Source organism: Seohaeicola nanhaiensis (assembly GCF_042654245.1).
GTDB lineage: Bacteria > Pseudomonadota > Alphaproteobacteria > Rhodobacterales > Rhodobacteraceae > Seohaeicola_A > Seohaeicola_A nanhaiensis.
The window spans coordinates 1-16,343 of record NZ_JBHSGI010000026.1; the positions used below are offsets into that span (position 1 = coordinate 1).

Sequence of the window (16,343 nt, forward strand, 5' to 3'; positions counted from 1 at the left end):
GGCGCGTTCGACGAATGTCGTGGGGTCGTCATCCTCGATCGCCGAGGGGGCGACGGGAAAGCCGCGCGCCTCGACAAAGGCGCGCGCGCGGACCTTGTCGCCCATCAGGTCGATGACCTCGGAGGTCGGGCCGACAAATGTCACACCGGCTTCTTCCAGCGCCGCGACGAAACCGGCATTCTCCGACAGAAAGCCGTAGCCGGGATGCACCGCATCAGCCCCGATCTTTTTTGCGGCCGCAACGATCTGCGGAATATCGAGATAAGCAGCGACCGGGGTCACCCCCTCGATCATCACGACCTCGTCGGCAATAAGATGGGCCGGGGCTTCGATCTCTGCGGCATGCCGGAGCACCGCAGTCCTAATACCGATGGCACGGGCTGTACGCACCACGCGGGCGGCGATTTCGCCACGATTGGCGACAAGGAGTTTATTGATGCTCATTTCCGGCTGTCGTCCTTATTTTGAGTCTCTCCCCGCGTGCTCGCAGGGAGAGGGTTTTCAAGGAAATGTCAGCAGATCATTCGATTTCCATCCGCTCGGACACGATCGAGAACGATTTGTCCTTGGCGTTGGATTGCAGAACGGTCACTGCGGTGGGCGCGTGCCGCTTGCCTTTGCCATAGGTGACCGGCCCCAGCAGGCCACCGGTTTCGAACCCGTCCAGACCTTCCAGTTTGTCAATGACGCAGGCCCGGGTCAGGCCAGCGCCGCACTCGGCCATAGCGTGCTCGAAAATCAGGGCCCCGGCATAGCCCGCCAGCGAGTACCGGTTCAGCGAATCCCGTTCGGCGTCGCTGAGATATGTTTTGGTCAGTTCCATGAATTTCGCCACGCCCGGAACCTCAAGTGCGGTCAGCGGGGGCACATAATCCGCCGCATAGTAACCGTCGCCTGCACTTGCGGCCAACGCCTGAACCGGGGTCAGATGAGCGGAATGGGCGCCGAGGAACGTGATATCCATCCGGTTCTTGGCGGCTTCCTTCAGCAGGATCGAGTGCTCGGCCACGACGCCGCCGGAAACCAGCACGTTTACGCCTGCGGCTCGTGCCCGCAGCATTTCGGCCGAGAAATCCTTTTGGCCGCGCTTGAATTTCACTTCCAGCACGTTGTCCAGACCGTATTTCTCGATGCCCGCGAGATAGCCACAGCGGACATCATCGCCGAATTCGTCGTCCTGATAGACGATGGCGTATTTACCGTCTTTTAGGCCCAGGTCTTCGACGAGATACTTCATGCCGGCGGCAATTTCCTGGCAATAGGTCGGTCCGACCACGAACAGCGGATTCAACGGCGGATCGAAATGGTGCGAATTCACCGCCATGTTGTTGAGTGTCGGGATGCCGAGTTCGTTGATCAGGGGCATCATGGCTGCCAGTTGCGAACTGCCCGAGGTGCCGATCAGCCCGAAGATATCATCGACCTCAATCATCTTCTTCAGCCCCTGAAGCGCGCGCGCCGGAACGTATCCGTCATCTTCGAACACGATCTCCACCATGCGGCCGTTGATGCCGCCACGGGCGTTCACATCCGCTTGCCAGACTTTCAGCGCAAGTGAATGCGCCTTGCCCAGAAGGCTGGGCGGGCCGGTCAACGGGTCCACGGCACCCAGAATGATCTTGTCGTCGGTAACGCCGGGTTCCGCCATTGCACCGGCGGTTCCAATCGCCAGAAGAGCGGCGGACAGTGTCCCTCTCAAAAGCCAGTTCATTGTTTCTTCTCCCTTTTTATGGCCCATCCTTCTGGACCGTCCGTATCAGTATCTGAATGGCCAGTTGATCCATCGGTTCTTGTATTCGCGATAGATCCCCATCAACCCGTCCGGCTCGAACCGCAGGAAAAGCACGATGGTCAGACCGTAAATGAACCCTTTCAATTCCAACGCCGACAGTGATCCCAGCGACCCGCCCGTCAAATTGATCACATAGTTCAAGACCTCGGCCAGCCCCAGCACGAAGACCACACCGATGACAGCCCCGGCAGTGGATCCGAGACCGCCAACGATGATCATGGAAACAGCCTCGATCGAGAGGATCAGGCTAAAGCTGTCGACGTTTACAAAACGGATATGATAGGCCATCAGCGCGCCCGCCACGCCCGCATAAAACGAGCTGACGACAAAGGCATAAAGCTTGTAACGTGCCACCGGGATACCCATCGCACGGGCGGCGATATCCTGTTCGCGGATCGCCAGAAAGGCGCGGCCGATGCGACTGCGTTTGATGTTGGCGGACCCCAGAACGGCCAGCGTCAAGATCGCCAGAATCAGATAGTAGAACGATTTGTCTGTCGCCAGTTCCAGCCCGAAGATCGCGGGCCTGGGCGTCGATATGCCGGCAGAGCCGTGCGTGATGCTTTCGGCGCTCAGGATTATGTGAGTTATGATGATGGTGAAGGCCAGCGTCGTGATCGCAAGGTACAGCCCCTTTAGTCGCAACGAGGGTATCCCGACCAACAGCCCGAACGCCGCCGCCATCAGCCCTCCGGCCGGCAGACACAGCCATAAAGGCATGCCGTAATCAGCCGAGAGGATAGCCGCAGTATAGCCGCCGACAGCCAGAAACCCGGCGTGGCCAAAGGAAATCAGACCTGTGGTTCCGGTCAGAAGATTCAGACCGATTACCCCGACGGCCGCAATCATCATCCCGTTGACCAGCGACGTCACATGACCGGTCAGCACCAGTGGTGCGGCCAGCGAAATGATCGCGAGCGCCCATGTCCAATAGGTCTGCGTTGGATTGCGGAACAGCGATATCAGTTCGCCATAGCTTTCCTGAATAACTCCCGTGCGCATGGCTCAGACCCTTTCGATTTCAGGCGTCCCAAACAATCCGTAGGGACGGATCATCAGAACCACCAGAATGACCAGGAAACCGGAAATCTCTTTCAGCCCCTGTCCAATATAGCCTTCGGACAGGTTTTCCAGGAGGCCGATGAGAATGCCTGAAATCGCCGCACCGAACACGGAATCCAGACCGCCGAGAATAACTGCCGGAAAGGCACGCAGGCCCTGCGTCCACATATCTGGCCCCAGGCCATAGATCGTGCCCAGCAAAACCCCGGCCAACCCGGCGATGACCGCCGCAATGGCCCAGGCCAGCGCATAGACCCGCGTCACGTTGATCCCCATCAGCAGCGCCGTGGTTTCACGCGCCGCCGTGGCCCGCATGGCAACGCCCATGCGCGAAAACCGCAGGAAAGCCCACATGCCCATCACACAAAGCGCCAGCAGACCAATGGCATAGAGCTGCGAAGTATAAAGGAAAACCAGGCCAAGCTCGACGCCACTGTCACCAATGTCGGTGGGCAGAACCATGGGGTCGGCCCCCCAAATCATGACCACCACCGCACGTATCATCACCGCCAGCCCGATGGTGACCATTACGGTTGAAAACACGTCCTGTCCCAGCATAGGGCGGATAAAGATCCGCTCGATCACCAGGCCGACCGCGGCCGAAAGCGCGACGCAGACCACCAGCAACCCCCAGAACGGCAAGGTCCATGAGTTCGCGATTGAAAAGGCCATGTATGAAATCAGCATCATGACCTCGCCCTGGGCAAAGTTGACCACACTGGTGGCCTTGAAGATCAGTGCATAGCCCATCCCGATGAGGCCGTAGATCACGCCCATGGCGATGCCCGAAACGCTGAGCAATATGAAATAGTCCAATTTCGTCCCCCCTTATCCGTAGATTTCCGCCATCTCGGCTGCAAATTTCGTCTCGATGATATTGCGCCGCACTTTCTGCGTGGCGGTCATTTCTCCGTCGTCATGGTCGAGCTCCTTTTTCAGCAGGACGAACTTGCGGATGTTCTCGACCCGTGCAAAAGCATCATTCACCCGTTGCACCTCCTTCGAGATGAGCTCCCTGACCGGTTCCATCCTGGAAAGATGGCTGAACGTGGTATAGGCAAGGCCTTGGGCCTGAGCCCACTTTCCGACGGTGTCATAGTCGATCTGCAACAGCGCCCCGAGAAAGTTCCGCCCCTCGCCGACCACGATCGCCTCGGAGATATAAATCGAATCCTTCAAGGCGTTTTCGATTTCAGACGGTGTAATGTTCTTGCCGCCCGATGTGATGATGATGGACTTTTTCCGGTCAACGATGGCGATTTCGCCGTTGTCCAGTTGTTCGATCACATCGCCGGTGTGAAGCCAGCCATCAATGACGGTTTCGTTCGTTGCCTTTTGATTGTCGAGGTAGCCCAGAAAGACACTGGGGTGTCTGATCAAGAGTTCGCCATCCTCGGCTATCCGGTATTCAAGGCCCGGCGCAGCAACACCCGCAGCCCCGACCCTGGTCTTGTCGGCATTCTGAAAGAACGCAAGGCCAGACGATTCGGTCATGCCGTAAACCTGATAGAGCGGCACGCCGATAACCCGGAAGAACCGGACGACCTCGGGCGAAATGGATGCGCCACCGACGAAACCGGAATGCACCTTGTCGATACCCATGAACCGTTTCAGCGGGTTGAAGACTAGAATCGTGGCTGCGAAATGCTTGATGCGCTCCACCGGGGTCAATTGTCCGCCGGCCTCGATCTTGCGGAAATGCGCCTGTCCCAGACCGAGCCCCCAGTGGTAGATCCGCTGGGCCATCGGCCGTGCATCCTGAATCCGGATCGACGCGCTGTACTGCAGCTTTTCCCAGATCCGCGGCACACCGAGGAACACCTTTGGCGCGATTTCGCGCAGGTTCACCTGCACCGTGTCGATGGACTCGGCAAAATTCACCTCGCCGCCGATCATCAGGCTGAGAGTGGTAGAGAATACCCGTTCGGCCACGTGGCAAAGCGGGAGATAGCAAACCACGGAATACCGCTCGCGCTTCAGATCGAACTGAACAATCAGAGGATAAGACGCCACAAGCAGGTTGCGGTGTGACAACAGCGCCCCTTTCGGCGGGCCCGTGGTCCCCGACGTATAGACCACGACCGCCGGATCGTCGGGCCTGGTCGCCCTCACGCAATCACGGAAGAAGTCGATGTCCTCGGGCCGGCCCGCAGCATGATCCAGCCCGGCCTGCACGACTTCGTCAAACGATTTCAGGCGTGTCCGGTCATAGCCGCGCATCCCCTTCATATCGACGCAAACGATAAGCTTCAGTTCGGGAAAGGCACCATTCTTCGCTTCGGCGTCCAGAACCTTGTCGACCTGTTCCTGATCCCCGCAAACAATCATGCTGCTCTTGGAGTGTCGCAGGATATAGTCGAGCTCGGGCCAGGGGTTGGTCGGATAGACGCCGACGGTCATCCCGCCAAGCGCCTGGGTGGCGATGTCGGAATAAAGCCATTCGGGCGTGTCTTCGCTGGCGATGGCCAGACGGTCGCCGTGCCCGAACCCCATGGCGTGAAGGCCAAGGGCAAAGCCCCGCACCTTGGCGAAATACTCGCTCCAGGTGACCCGGTTCCAGATCCCGAGATTCTTTTCCCGCATTGCGAGGTCGCCGGGGATGGTATCGGCCCAGTGCATCAACAGTTGCGGCATGGTGGTGCTGCCGTCTTTGAGCGCCAGTTTCAGATCATCCATCATTCACCCCCGCCCGTTCCGCTGGCTTGTGCCCCAGATAAGCCTCGATCACATGCTGATTGGCTCGGATCTCCTCCGGCGTGCCGTAAGCGATCCGCTCGCCGAAGTTCATCACGACGATATGGTCGGAAATGTCCGTGACGATGCCCATATCATGTTCGATCATCATGACCGTGATCTCGAGTTCCTCCTTGAGATCGAGAATGAAGCGCGCGATGTCTTCGGTCTCCTCCGCGTTCATCCCCGAAACCATCTCGTCGAGTAGCAAGAGCTTGGGTTCGGTTGCCAGAGCGCGACCTAGTTCGACCCGCTTCTGCAATCCGTAGGCCAGAGCGCCCACGGGAACGTCCCGCACATGCTGGATTTCCAGGAAGTCTATGATCTCCTCGACCCGCTTGCGGTGCGCCCGTTCCGCCGCCCGCGTGGACGGGCCGAAGAACAATCCGCCCAGAACGCTGGTCGTCATGTGGCTGTGGCGTCCGACCAGCAGATTATCGACAACGCTGGCATGTTTGAATACCGCCAGGTTCTGGAACGTGCGCCCCATGCCAAGCGCCGCAATCTTGTGGGGTGCTTCGCGTGTAATGTCCTTGCCATCCAGGGTGATTGTGCCCGATGTCACCGGAAGAACCCGGCTGATCATGTTGAACATCGTGGTCTTGCCGGCTCCGTTGGGGCCGATCAGGCTGAAAATCTCGCCCTTGAGGACCGGAAAGCTCACATTGTTGACCGCCGTCACGCCACCGAATTTCTTAATCAGATCATCAACCTGCAACAGCACCGTCATGACAGCCACCTCTTGCGCCTCTTGTAGTGTTTTACATCGCGCATGTTGCGTCTGTGGCCGGATTCGGAGAACCCTAGGTAGAATTCCTTGACATCCTCGTTCTCCATAAGCTTCGCCGGGGTGCCATCCATCACCACCCGCCCGTTTTCGATGATATAACCGTAGCTTGCGATCGATAGTGCCAGCTCGGCATTCTGCTCCACCAACAACACCGAAACGTTGCCTTGTTTCACCAGTTCGGTCACGGCGGCGAATATCTCGGTGATGATCTGAGGTGCCAGCCCGAGGCTGGGTTCGTCCAGCATCAGCAGGCGCGGTCGGGACATGAGGGCGCGACCGATCGCCACCATCTGCTGTTCGCCGCCCGACAGATAGCCCGCAATCGTGCCGCGTTTTTCTTTCACGCGTGGAAAGATGCTGAAGACGTAATCCAGCGCCTCCGCCGCCGCCGGACGGCTGCGGGTGATCCCACCCATCATCAGATTTTCCTCGACTGTCAACGGCTCGAACAACTGCCGTCCCTCAGGAACCGTGACAACGCCGCGGCGCACGATTTCGTCGGGTTTGCGGCCAACGAGGTCTTCACCTTCGAAGGTGATTGTGCCGCCGATGATCTCGCCCTCCTCAGGGTAGAGCACACCGGATATCCCCTTGAGAATCGTCGATTTCCCCGCCCCGTTCGACCCCAGCAAAGTGACGATCTTGCCCTGCTCGACCGAGAGTGACGCATCGCGCACCGCTTCGATCACGTTGTCGTAGACGATCTGGACGTTATTGACATTCAACATCACGCGGCGACTTCCCCGACCGCGTTCAGCCCGTCGCGCGCGGCCAAGTCGGCCGGCACGGGGATTTCGATATCCAGCAGCATCTGGGCAAACCCCTTGCCTTGCGGATCGATGCGGACCGAGGCGATGCCGCCCCCGCCAAGCGATTCATGCAGCAGGAAATTCAGCGAATGGCTTCCCGGCAGGTCGAACCGCTCGACCTTGCCTTCGCAGACATGGGCGAAATAGTCATTTACCACCGCCTCACTGAGAGCCGACCGGATAAAAGGCAGGTAGTCTGGCTTGCGCGCCAGGATACCGATATTGGCGATATCCCCTTTGTCGCCCGACCGTCCCCAGGCCAGATCGACGAGGCGCACCTTGACCGCGTCCGGACCGGGCTTGCGGCTCTCTGCGGGCGGTGCGGCCGGCGGATCAAGGTAGACTGGGTTGGCGGCCACGGTGACGGGCACATCCCTGCCGTCGACCTCGACTGCGACGGGGGTGTCGGCCTTGTCCTGCAGGAACGAGAACAGCCGCACCACCGGCTGCACCTTGGGCCGCCCGGCAAAGAACCCGGTCAGCCCCTGCGCGGTCGAGATAGCCATCGGTGCGATCTCGCCAGCGAAGATGTTGAGCGCGGCGCGGTCGTCATGGATCGCGCCGATCTTGAGCACAACTTCGCGCGTCTGTGCGCGGGCGTTCGCGCCATAGGCGGCCTCCGCGCCCAGCACTTCGACGCTGACCTGCCGGAAATCGCCCAGATTGCGGTCGCGGAAAATCCGGCGGCAGCGGGTCAGGATCGCCTCGGCCACGCGTTCGGCCTTGGCGGGTGCGTCAATCGCGGCTAGTGTCAGGGTGGAGACAGCGCGCCAGCCATCGGCATGGGTCGCCGACACCTTGTAGCTGCCGGTACGCCCGAGACCCTTGCCGCCTTTGACCAACACCCGATCCGTCCCGACCTGGTCCAGCGTGACCTGCGACCAGTCGCAGATCACGTCGGGCAGCAGGTAAGCGCGCGGATCGCCGATTTCATAGAGCATCTGCTCTCCGACCGACCCGGGCACGACCAGCCCGCCCGTGTCTGGTGTTTTGGTCATGACAAAACTGCCGTCCTCGGAGACCTCGACGATGGGCATCCCCATGTCGTCCCAGCCCGAAACGTCCTGCCAGTCCGTGAAATTGCCGCCGGTCCCCTGGGGGCCGCATTCGATCAAATGGCCCGCCAGCGATCCCTGGCTGAGCTTGTCCCAATCATCGTCGCCCCAGCCGAATTCATGCATTAGGGGCCCAAGCGCCACCGCGCTGTCCGCACAGCGCCCGGTGATCACGATGTCGGCTCCGGCATCCAGCGCCGCCGCGATGGGACGGGCGCCCAGATAGGCGTTCATGCTCCAGATATCGTCGGGAAACGCGACGCCCGAGAACATCTCCGTCTGACCACCGGCGCGGATCTCGTCGGCCCGGTCCAGCAGATCGTCGCCCAGCACCACACCGATGGAAAGATCGATTCCGGCCTCGGCGGCGGCCTTGGCCAGCGCATCGCGGCAGCCACGCGGGTTCACACCCCCGGCATTGGCAACGACCTTCATCCCCTTGGCCTTGATGTCCGGCAACCAGGGCACCAGCGCCTTGACGAAATCCGGCGCATAACCCGCATCGGGCGACTTGGCGCGGGCTCGCGCCATCAGCGACATCGTCACCTCGGCCAGATAGTCGAACACCAGATAGTCGATCTCGCCTTTGGAGACCAGCTGACCGATCGCTTCAGGCGTATCGCCCCAGAATCCCGATGCGCACCCGATGCGCAGTTTTCGATCTGACATGTGCGTTTTCCTCCCACTTGATCAGCGGCCTTGAAAAGTTTTCTAACATATGTTTGATTTTGGTCAACACTGCAGATAACTATTCTTGGGAGGATGAAGAAATGACAACTCAGAGTGAGGCTATCGCGGCTGATCTGGCGGCCATCAGGGCGAACTATTCGCTGACCGATGAGCAGCGCCAGATCGTCGATCATGTGGATCGGGTGTCGCGCGAGGTGCTTCACCCGCTACAGGCACGCATGGACCAAGAGGATTGGTGGCCTGACGATCTTTTCAAGCAGATGGGCGAACTTGGTCTTCTGGGGATCACGGCCCCGGAGGCTTTGGGCGGATCGGGCCAGAACGAGTTTACCCAGGCGTTGGTGTCTGAGGTGATTTCGAAGTGGAACCCCGCCGTCGGCCTGTCGCATGGTGCACATGACAACCTGTGCCTGAACAACCTGCTGCGCAACGGCTCCGAAGCGCAGGTGAAAAAATATGTGCCGGGGTTGTGTTCGGGCGATCTGGTCGGCGGGCTGGGGCTGACCGAGCCCGGTGCGGGATCCGATGCGCTTGGCTCCATGGCCACCACCGCCCGGCGCGACGGCGACGACTATGTCATCAACGGCTCGAAGATCTACATCACCAACGGTCCCATTGCCGATGTGATCCTGCTCTATGCCAAGACCGACAAATCCAAAGGCGCCAAGGGCATTTCGGCCTTCGTCATCGAAACCGACAATCCCGGGTTCAAGGTGGCGCAGAAACTGGACAAGATGGGTTTTCGCGGCTCACCTACGGGTGAGCTGGTGTTCGAGGATTGCCGCGTTCCGGCATCAGCCATGTTGGGGGTCGAAAACTCTGGCGTTGCAGTGGTGATGAGCGGGCTTGATCTGGAACGCGCGATGGTCGCTTCGGTCTGCGTCGGCATGGCCGAACGTGCGCTTGAACTGGGTCTGGAATACGCGAAGATGCGCGAACAATTCGGCAAGCCGATCGCCAGCTTCCAGATGATGCAGTCGAAACTGGCCGAGATCTACACCGAGGTCGAGACCGCCCGCGCCTTCAGTTATCGCGCGCTCGCGGCCTGTGTCGGCTTGCCGAAGGGTGCTGGGGGTCGCGGCGAGATCCACAAGCTGACCGCGGCCGCCTGCCTTTACGCAGGCGAGGCCTTTAACAAGGCCGTCACCGAAGCCTGCCACATCCACGGCGGCTCGGGCTACATGCAGGACACCGAGATCAACCGGCTGTTCCGCGCCAACAAGCTGCTGGAGATCGGCGCGGGCACCAGCGAAGTGCGCAAGATCATCATCGCCGAAGAACTTTTGCGCGCCTGAGGGGGGACGAGACCATGAACAAGCAACTACGCAACGACATCAATCTGCCAACACATTTCATGACGGACGAACAGCAGGCCCTGGCCGATCAGGCTGGCAAGTTCTTCTTTTCCGAGTTCCACCACCTGAACGCGGAAATGGACGACACCGACGACCTGCCGCCTTCGGTCCTTCCCAGGCTGGGCGAGATGGGCTATCTCGGCCTCAACGTATCGCCGGAATTCGGCGGCGCGGGGCTCGACTTCACCTCGGCCTGCATCATCACCGAACAGCTGTCGCGCGCCTCGGCGGCCATCGGGTTGACCCATGCCGCGCATGACAACCTGTGCGTCAACAACATCTACCGAAACGCCAATGACGATCTGCGCCGCAAGTATCTGCCCGGCCTGTGCAACGGCACGCTGGTGGGCGCGCTTGGCCTGACCGAACCGGGCGCCGGGTCGGACGCACTCGGCTCGATGCGGACCACGGCGAAGAAGGATGGCGATGACTATATCCTGAACGGCACCAAGATCTATATCACCAACGGGCCGATTGCCGACCTGGTGCTGGTCTATGCCAAGACCTCGCCCGAAAAGGGCGCCAAGGGCATTTCCGCCTTCATCGTCGAAACCGACACGCCCGGCTTCAAGGTGGCGCAGAAGCTCAACAAGATGGGTTTTCGCGGCTCGCCCACTGGCGAGCTGGTGTTCGAGGATTGCCGGGTGCCCGCGAAGAACATGGTCGGCAAGCTGGACGGCGGCGTTGCGGTGACAATGTCGGGGCTGGATCTGGAGCGCGCCATCGTCTGCTTCAATGCCTTGGGGATTGCGCAGCGGGCGCTGGATATTTCCATCGATTACGCCAAGACGCGCCAGCAGTTCGGCAAACCGATCGCCAGTTTCCAGATGGTGCAGGCGATGCTGGCCGACATGTATACCCAGATCGAGGCGGCGCGCAGCCTGGCCCTGCGGACGGCCGCCATGTGCGAGGGGCTGGAAGAGGGCGAAGGCGGGCGCGGCGAAATTCACAAGCTGACCGCTGCGGCGATCTTCAAGACCGCCGCGGCGACGTCCTTCGTGCTGGACAAGGCGGTGCAGATCCACGGGGGGTCGGGCTACATGCGTGATACCGAAGTGAACCGCCTCTACCGCACCGGACGTGTGCTGGAGGTCGGCGCGGGCACCCAGGAGGTACGCAAGCTGATCATCGCCGGCGAACTGCTTAAAAACTGAGGGGCAGAACATGAGCGAAGAAAAAGCACGGCGTTACGCGCCGGATCTCATGGCGGGCCAGGTGGCTCTGGTCACCGGATCCGGCTCGGGGATGGGCCGGGCAACGGCGCTGGAAATGGCATCCTGCGGGGCCAAGCTAGCCCTGTTCGCGCGCCGCGAAGGGCCGCTGGATGAGACCGCCGAGATGATCCGCGCGGCGGGTGGCGAGGCCTTTGTCGTGCCAGGCGACACCCGTGACGCGGACAGTATCGAAGTGGCGATGGGGCGCATCAAGGACCATTACGGGCGGCTTGATGTTCTGGTGAACAACGCCGGCGGCCAGTATATCGCTGCCGCGCGCGACATCACCAACAAGGGCTTCGAGGCCGTGATCCGCAACAACCTGATCGGATCGTGGCAGATGACACGCGCCGTGGCCGATCATTTCATGTATGAAAACGGCGGCTCCATCGTCTTCGTGACTGCGATTTCAGCGCGCACCGCGCTCACCGGGTTCACCCATACCGTCGCCGCGCGCGCCGGCGTGACGGGCATGATGAAGACCTTGGCCGCCGAATGGGGCGAATACGGGATCCGTCTGAACTGCGTCGCGCCGGGAACGATCAAGACAGAGGCGCTTGGCCGCTATCCCATTCCGCCGGAGCGCTGGAAACAGCTCAACCGCTCGGTCCTGAACCGGATGGGCGCGGCGGAGGACATCGCCGGGACGATCATTTTCCTCGCATCCAAATTGGGGAATTTCATGACCGGCGAAGACATCTATGTAGACGGCGGGGAAACCCTGCACATGGGTCACGATGCCCGTGACATGATAAACCCCGACATGTTCGAGAAACGCGAACGAGGAGATGGAAAAAATGAGTAACCCCCCCGTCGTTCTGGAAATTTCCGACAGGATAGCCACGGTCACGCTGAACGATCCGGAACGTCGCAACCCGATCACCGGAAACGACATGATCGCCGCGCTTCTGGACGCGTTTGCAAAAGTGCAGGCCGACCCGCAAGTTAGCGTCATGATCCTGACCGGCGCGGATCCGGCCTTTTGCGCCGGCGGCGACATCAAGGAAATGAATGACCCCGACAGCATCTTTCGCAAGGAACCGCTTGCGGCAGCGCAGAGCTATGTCGATGGGGTGCAGCGGTTGCCTTTGGCGCTGTACAACCTCGATGTTCCGACCATAGCAGCGGTCAACGGCGCGGCGGTCGGCGCGGGATGCGACCTGACGATGATGTGCGATATGCGCGTCGCCTCGGACAAGGCGCGGTTCGGCGAAGTCTTTTTGAACCTCGGAATCATTCCGGGCGATGCGGGCAGCTGGTTCATGCTGCGCCGTCTGGGCCATCAGAAAGCTGCCGATCTGACCTTCTCGGGCCGCATGATCGATGCCGCCGAGGCCCTGGAAATGGGAATGGTGCTGGAGGTCGTGCCGCATGAGAAATTGATGGACCGCACCCGCGAACGCGCCGCCGTCATCGCATCGAAGCCGCCGCGCGCGGTGCGGATCGCAAAGCGTCTGATGCGCAATGCCGAACGGATGGATCTACCAGATTTCCTGAATTCCGCGGCGGCCTATCAGGCGCTCATGCATCAGACTGAAGACCACCACGAGGCGGTTGCTGCCTATATCGAAAAAAGAAAACCGAGCTTCACGGGTCGCTAAAGGAAGATCGCATGTCCGGTATAGCTCAGAAAAAAATCGAGCAGATCGCCCAGATGTGGAATGAGCGCGGCAAGGGTCTGATTACCCATATGGCGCTCGAGATCGAGGAGGTTTCGATCCAAGGCGTGCAAGTTCGAATGCCGTTCAACCCCGAGTTCTGCGTGGATAGGGAACAAACACTACTTCATGGTGGTATCCTGACCGCTCTTCTGGACAGTGTGTTCGGTCTTGCGAACTTTGTGGCCATCGAGGGTGTCAGCACGATGGCAACGCTTGACCTCAGGGTTGATTACCTGCGGCCCGCTCGATCGCGCGCGGACGTTATCGTTCGCGCGCATTGTTTTCGAAAAACCCGCCATATTGCCTTCGATTCGGGCAGTATCTGGTTTGATGGCCATGAGAATGCGGAAATTGCACGTGGAGTCGCATCATTCGCATTGACCCGTGGAGACTCCAGCCTGTTTGACGCGTTGGAAAAAGGAGATCCATCGTGATCAACTTGCAAGCCGTCAATGCAAATGTATCCCGCGTGCCGTTCTTCCGTTTTCTCAACTTCGAGGTTCAGAGCGTGGACAGCTGCCACGCCGAAACCGAGATGACCTTTGTAGAACGCCACATCGGAAATCCAGTCATGGACTACTACCATGGCGGGATCATCGCGAGCTTCATGGAAGCGACTGCCGCTATCGCAGTTCATCCCGATTTCGCGGACGTCCCGGCCAAGCCGATCAATCTGACCGTCGATTACCTCCGCCCTGGTGTGAAGGGTCCGCTTTATGCCCGCGCTAAATTGACCCGCAAGGGCAAGCGGATGGCGAGCGTCAGCGTGATCACATGGCAGACGGACCGGGAAAAGGCGGTTGCGGAAGGGCTGTACCACTTCCTTCTGGTTTGATCGCAATGGCCGCGCTCATCGGGCTGGCGCTTGTTCCGCGCGCGCGACGTTCTCCCTGTCGCAGATCCCTTCAAGTAGCAGCTTGATGAGCATGCCAGAGAACTCAGACAATGAAAGATACCCCGAGCTTCCCTCCTTGTTGGGATCAAACCATTCCACCGTCCAGTTCAAGGCGCCCAACATCACCTGGCGCAGAGGGACAATCTTGATGTCAGATCTTATGGCATCGGCCTCTTGCGCTTCGCGAAGAACCCTGTCCCAGAGATGCCCATACTCATGACGAATATCCCTGTGTCTCTTCCTTAAATGATTGGGCAGCATCCCATAGCTTCTGATGTTCGCAGACGTGAATTCGCTTGCCTTGAAGAGAAAATGCAAATGCGTCCAAATCGCAGTTGCGATCCTAGCATGATGGTCGATTGGCGCATGAAATTCTTGGACTGCTGCGGTGACCCCAGATAGCAAATCGCTCAAGCCGACGTTCAGAACCTCGTCCACTATCGCGTCTTTGGATTTGAAATGGTAATAGACGCTGCCCGCCTTCATATCCGCTTCATCCGCGATCTGTCTTAGCGTGGTCGCCTTGTACCCTTTGTCTCTAAGAACGCGCGCCGCGGCCCTCAGGATTTCGGCGCGGGTTTTTGCGGCCTTGCCGATGGTGTCTTGCTCTTCAACAGAAGCGGCTTCGCCGCCCGTCTTCTGGCCGTCTGTGTCAGCTCGGTGACTGGGACACATGCCGTCAAGTATCAGTTTGCTCATACGTTCCGACAGGATATGCACCGGATACCGATCCACATTATACCATTCGACGGTCCAGTTCATGGCGCCCAATATGAACTGCCGGATCGCCGTAACGGAAATGTCGTTTCTGAGCCGGCCAGAGTCTTTGGCGTCCTTCAGAAAGCTGCTCCAGACCCCGGCATAGGAGGCCCGCAAATCTCGATGCGGGGCGCGCGCTTCATCCGACAGCATCGGATAGTTCCGGATATTGGCGGAAGTGAAGTCGCTGTCGGTCAGGAGATAGGTCAGGTGGGTTTCGATAAGCAAAGCGAAGGTCTTGCGAAAATCCTCGGGGCGTTGTTTCGCCGCGTGGACGATTTCGCAGACCTTCTCGTAAAGCTGCCGCACACCAAGTTCGAGAACCTCGCTCAAAATCTGGTCCTTGGACTGGAAATAATAGTAGATGCTTCCGGCTTCTATGCCGGATTCATGGGCGATGTCGCGCATCGTCGTCGCGTAATAGCCATCGTGCCGAAAAAGTCGGGCAGACGCAGCGAGGATGTCCCCGCGCGTCCTTTCGGACTTGCTCAGCTCATCTTCTGTTTTATTGACCAAATCAAGCCGTTGTATCATCCGCTTTCGATAGTTGTCGTCCACAAGGATGTCCATTGCAATAAATCTAACAAGCGTTAGAATGCACAAAAGAACGCCTCGAATCAAGTTCTTTGCCAAGGTGTTAGCGGAAGAGGAGGACATCCATATGCGCGGGTTGAATGGAAAACGTGTCATCGTGACTGGTGGCGGCAGCGGAATCGGGCGCGCGGTGTGCGAACGGTTCGGCGAAGAAGGTGCCGAGGTTGCGGTCTTCGACATGAATGAAGGCGGCGCGCAGGAAACGGTCCGTCTGATCCAGAGCGCCGGCGGAAAAGCCCAGGCTTACAAGGTGGACATCACCGACCGCGCCCAGGTGGACAAGGCCGTGGCCGCCTTCGAGGCTGGTGGTCCGATCGACGTGCTGGTGAACAACGCCGGCTGGGATGTGATAAAGCCGTTCCTCGACAGCGATGCGGATCTGTGGAAAAAGGTCATCGACATCAACCTTTATGGTCCGCTGAACATGCACCACGCGGTGTTGCCCGGCATGGTCAATAACGGCGGGGGCCGCGTGGTCAACATCGCCTCCGACGCCGGCCGTGTCGGGTCTTCGGGCGAAGCCGTTTATTCGGCTTGCAAGGGCGGCATCATCTCGTTCACCAAAACCGTGGCGCGGGAACTGGCGCGCAAGGGCATTCAGTTGAACGCTGTCGCCCCCGGCCCGACCGATACGCCGCTGTTTGCTCAGGTTGCCGAGGGCGAGGCCGGTGCGAAAATCGCCGAGGGTCTCAAGCGGGCGATTCCGATGAAGCGGCTGGCGCAGCCGACGGATTATCCTGGCATCATCTGCTTCCTGTCGTCCGACGACGCCGGTTTCATCACCGGCCAGGTGATCTCGGTTTCCGGCGGCTTGTCGATGCACGGTTGACCGTGGGCGGGAGTGCCTGTCACAAGGTATTGCCGTCACGCCGTGTCCAGGGTTACCTCCCCGACTGGCCGCGCCAAATGCGCGGCCCTTTTTCCTTGTAGAAAG

General features: G+C 59.7%; 16 protein-coding genes. 7 read left to right on the top strand and 9 right to left on the bottom strand.

The window, feature by feature from the left end; translation table 11 throughout:
* From ACFO5X_RS18195 to ACFO5X_RS18230, 8 genes are all read right to left on the bottom strand, one after another.
* A partial coding sequence (locus ACFO5X_RS18195) for a biotin carboxylase N-terminal domain-containing protein (RefSeq protein ID WP_380719617.1) occupies positions 1–444 on the bottom strand: 444 nt, incomplete at its 3' end.
* 76 nt (positions 445–520) lie between these two features.
* Entirely contained in the window at positions 521–1,711 is a 1,191-nt protein-coding gene (locus tag ACFO5X_RS18200; protein WP_380719620.1) for an ABC transporter substrate-binding protein, read from the bottom strand.
* A gap of 45 nt (positions 1,712–1,756) precedes the next feature.
* Positions 1,757–2,794, bottom strand: a complete 1,038-nt coding sequence (locus ACFO5X_RS18205) for a branched-chain amino acid ABC transporter permease (RefSeq protein WP_380719622.1) — start codon at positions 2,792–2,794, stop codon at positions 1,757–1,759.
* Between the two features lie 3 nt (positions 2,795–2,797).
* A complete protein-coding gene (locus ACFO5X_RS18210; RefSeq protein WP_380719624.1) occupies positions 2,798–3,631 on the bottom strand; it encodes a branched-chain amino acid ABC transporter permease in 834 nt (277 codons plus the stop codon).
* A gap of 51 nt (positions 3,632–3,682) precedes the next feature.
* Positions 3,683–5,533, bottom strand: coding sequence for an AMP-dependent synthetase/ligase (locus ACFO5X_RS18215; RefSeq protein WP_380719626.1), 1,851 nt, complete (start codon positions 5,531–5,533; stop codon positions 3,683–3,685).
* Positions 5,523–6,317, bottom strand: a complete 795-nt coding sequence (locus ACFO5X_RS18220; RefSeq protein ID WP_274557821.1) for an ABC transporter ATP-binding protein — start codon at positions 6,315–6,317, stop codon at positions 5,523–5,525. Before ACFO5X_RS18220 ends, ACFO5X_RS18215 begins: the two co-directional genes overlap by 11 nt.
* Complete coding sequence (locus ACFO5X_RS18225) at positions 6,314–7,105, bottom strand: ABC transporter ATP-binding protein (RefSeq protein WP_274557998.1); 792 nt, start codon at positions 7,103–7,105, stop codon at positions 6,314–6,316. Before ACFO5X_RS18225 ends, ACFO5X_RS18220 begins: the two co-directional genes overlap by 4 nt.
* The gene (locus ACFO5X_RS18230) at positions 7,105–8,910 is read right to left on the bottom strand and encodes an acyclic terpene utilization AtuA family protein (protein WP_380719629.1); all 1,806 of its coding nucleotides are present in this window, start codon (positions 8,908–8,910) and stop codon (positions 7,105–7,107) included. Before ACFO5X_RS18230 ends, ACFO5X_RS18225 begins: the two co-directional genes overlap by 1 nt.
* 101 nt (positions 8,911–9,011) lie before the next feature.
* Between ACFO5X_RS18230 and ACFO5X_RS18235 the strand changes: the two genes are divergently transcribed.
* The 6 genes from ACFO5X_RS18235 to ACFO5X_RS18260 are packed head-to-tail and all read left to right on the top strand — an operon-like array spanning position 9,012 to position 13,996.
* Entirely contained in the window at positions 9,012–10,226 is a 1,215-nt protein-coding gene (locus ACFO5X_RS18235; RefSeq protein WP_380719631.1) for an acyl-CoA dehydrogenase family protein, read from the top strand.
* A 14-nt stretch (positions 10,227–10,240) separates the two neighbouring features.
* A complete protein-coding gene (locus ACFO5X_RS18240; protein ID WP_380719633.1) occupies positions 10,241–11,440 on the top strand; it encodes an acyl-CoA dehydrogenase family protein in 1,200 nt (399 codons plus the stop codon).
* 10 nt (positions 11,441–11,450) lie between these two features.
* A complete protein-coding gene (locus tag ACFO5X_RS18245) occupies positions 11,451–12,305 on the top strand; it encodes an SDR family NAD(P)-dependent oxidoreductase (protein ID WP_380719635.1) in 855 nt (284 codons plus the stop codon).
* Positions 12,298–13,101, top strand: coding sequence for an enoyl-CoA hydratase-related protein (locus tag ACFO5X_RS18250; RefSeq protein WP_380719637.1), 804 nt, complete (start codon positions 12,298–12,300; stop codon positions 13,099–13,101). The genes ACFO5X_RS18245 and ACFO5X_RS18250 overlap by 8 nt, the downstream gene beginning before the upstream one ends.
* A gap of 11 nt (positions 13,102–13,112) precedes the next feature.
* Positions 13,113–13,595, top strand: a complete 483-nt coding sequence (locus tag ACFO5X_RS18255) for a PaaI family thioesterase (RefSeq protein WP_380719639.1) — start codon at positions 13,113–13,115, stop codon at positions 13,593–13,595.
* Positions 13,592–13,996, top strand: a complete 405-nt coding sequence (locus ACFO5X_RS18260; RefSeq protein ID WP_380719641.1) for a PaaI family thioesterase — start codon at positions 13,592–13,594, stop codon at positions 13,994–13,996. Before ACFO5X_RS18255 ends, ACFO5X_RS18260 begins: the two co-directional genes overlap by 4 nt.
* 15 nt (positions 13,997–14,011) lie before the next feature.
* On the opposite strand, the gene ACFO5X_RS18265 is transcribed toward ACFO5X_RS18260, so the two are convergent.
* Positions 14,012–15,385: a TetR/AcrR family transcriptional regulator gene (locus tag ACFO5X_RS18265; RefSeq protein WP_380719643.1), complete on the bottom strand. Its 1,374-nt coding sequence runs from the start codon at positions 15,383–15,385 to the stop codon at positions 14,012–14,014.
* Positions 15,386–15,476: 91 nt separating this feature from the next.
* Between ACFO5X_RS18265 and ACFO5X_RS18270 the strand changes: the two genes are divergently transcribed.
* Entirely contained in the window at positions 15,477–16,238 is a 762-nt protein-coding gene (locus tag ACFO5X_RS18270) for a glucose 1-dehydrogenase (RefSeq protein ID WP_380719846.1), read from the top strand.
* The last annotated feature ends 105 nt before the right edge of the window (positions 16,239–16,343 follow it).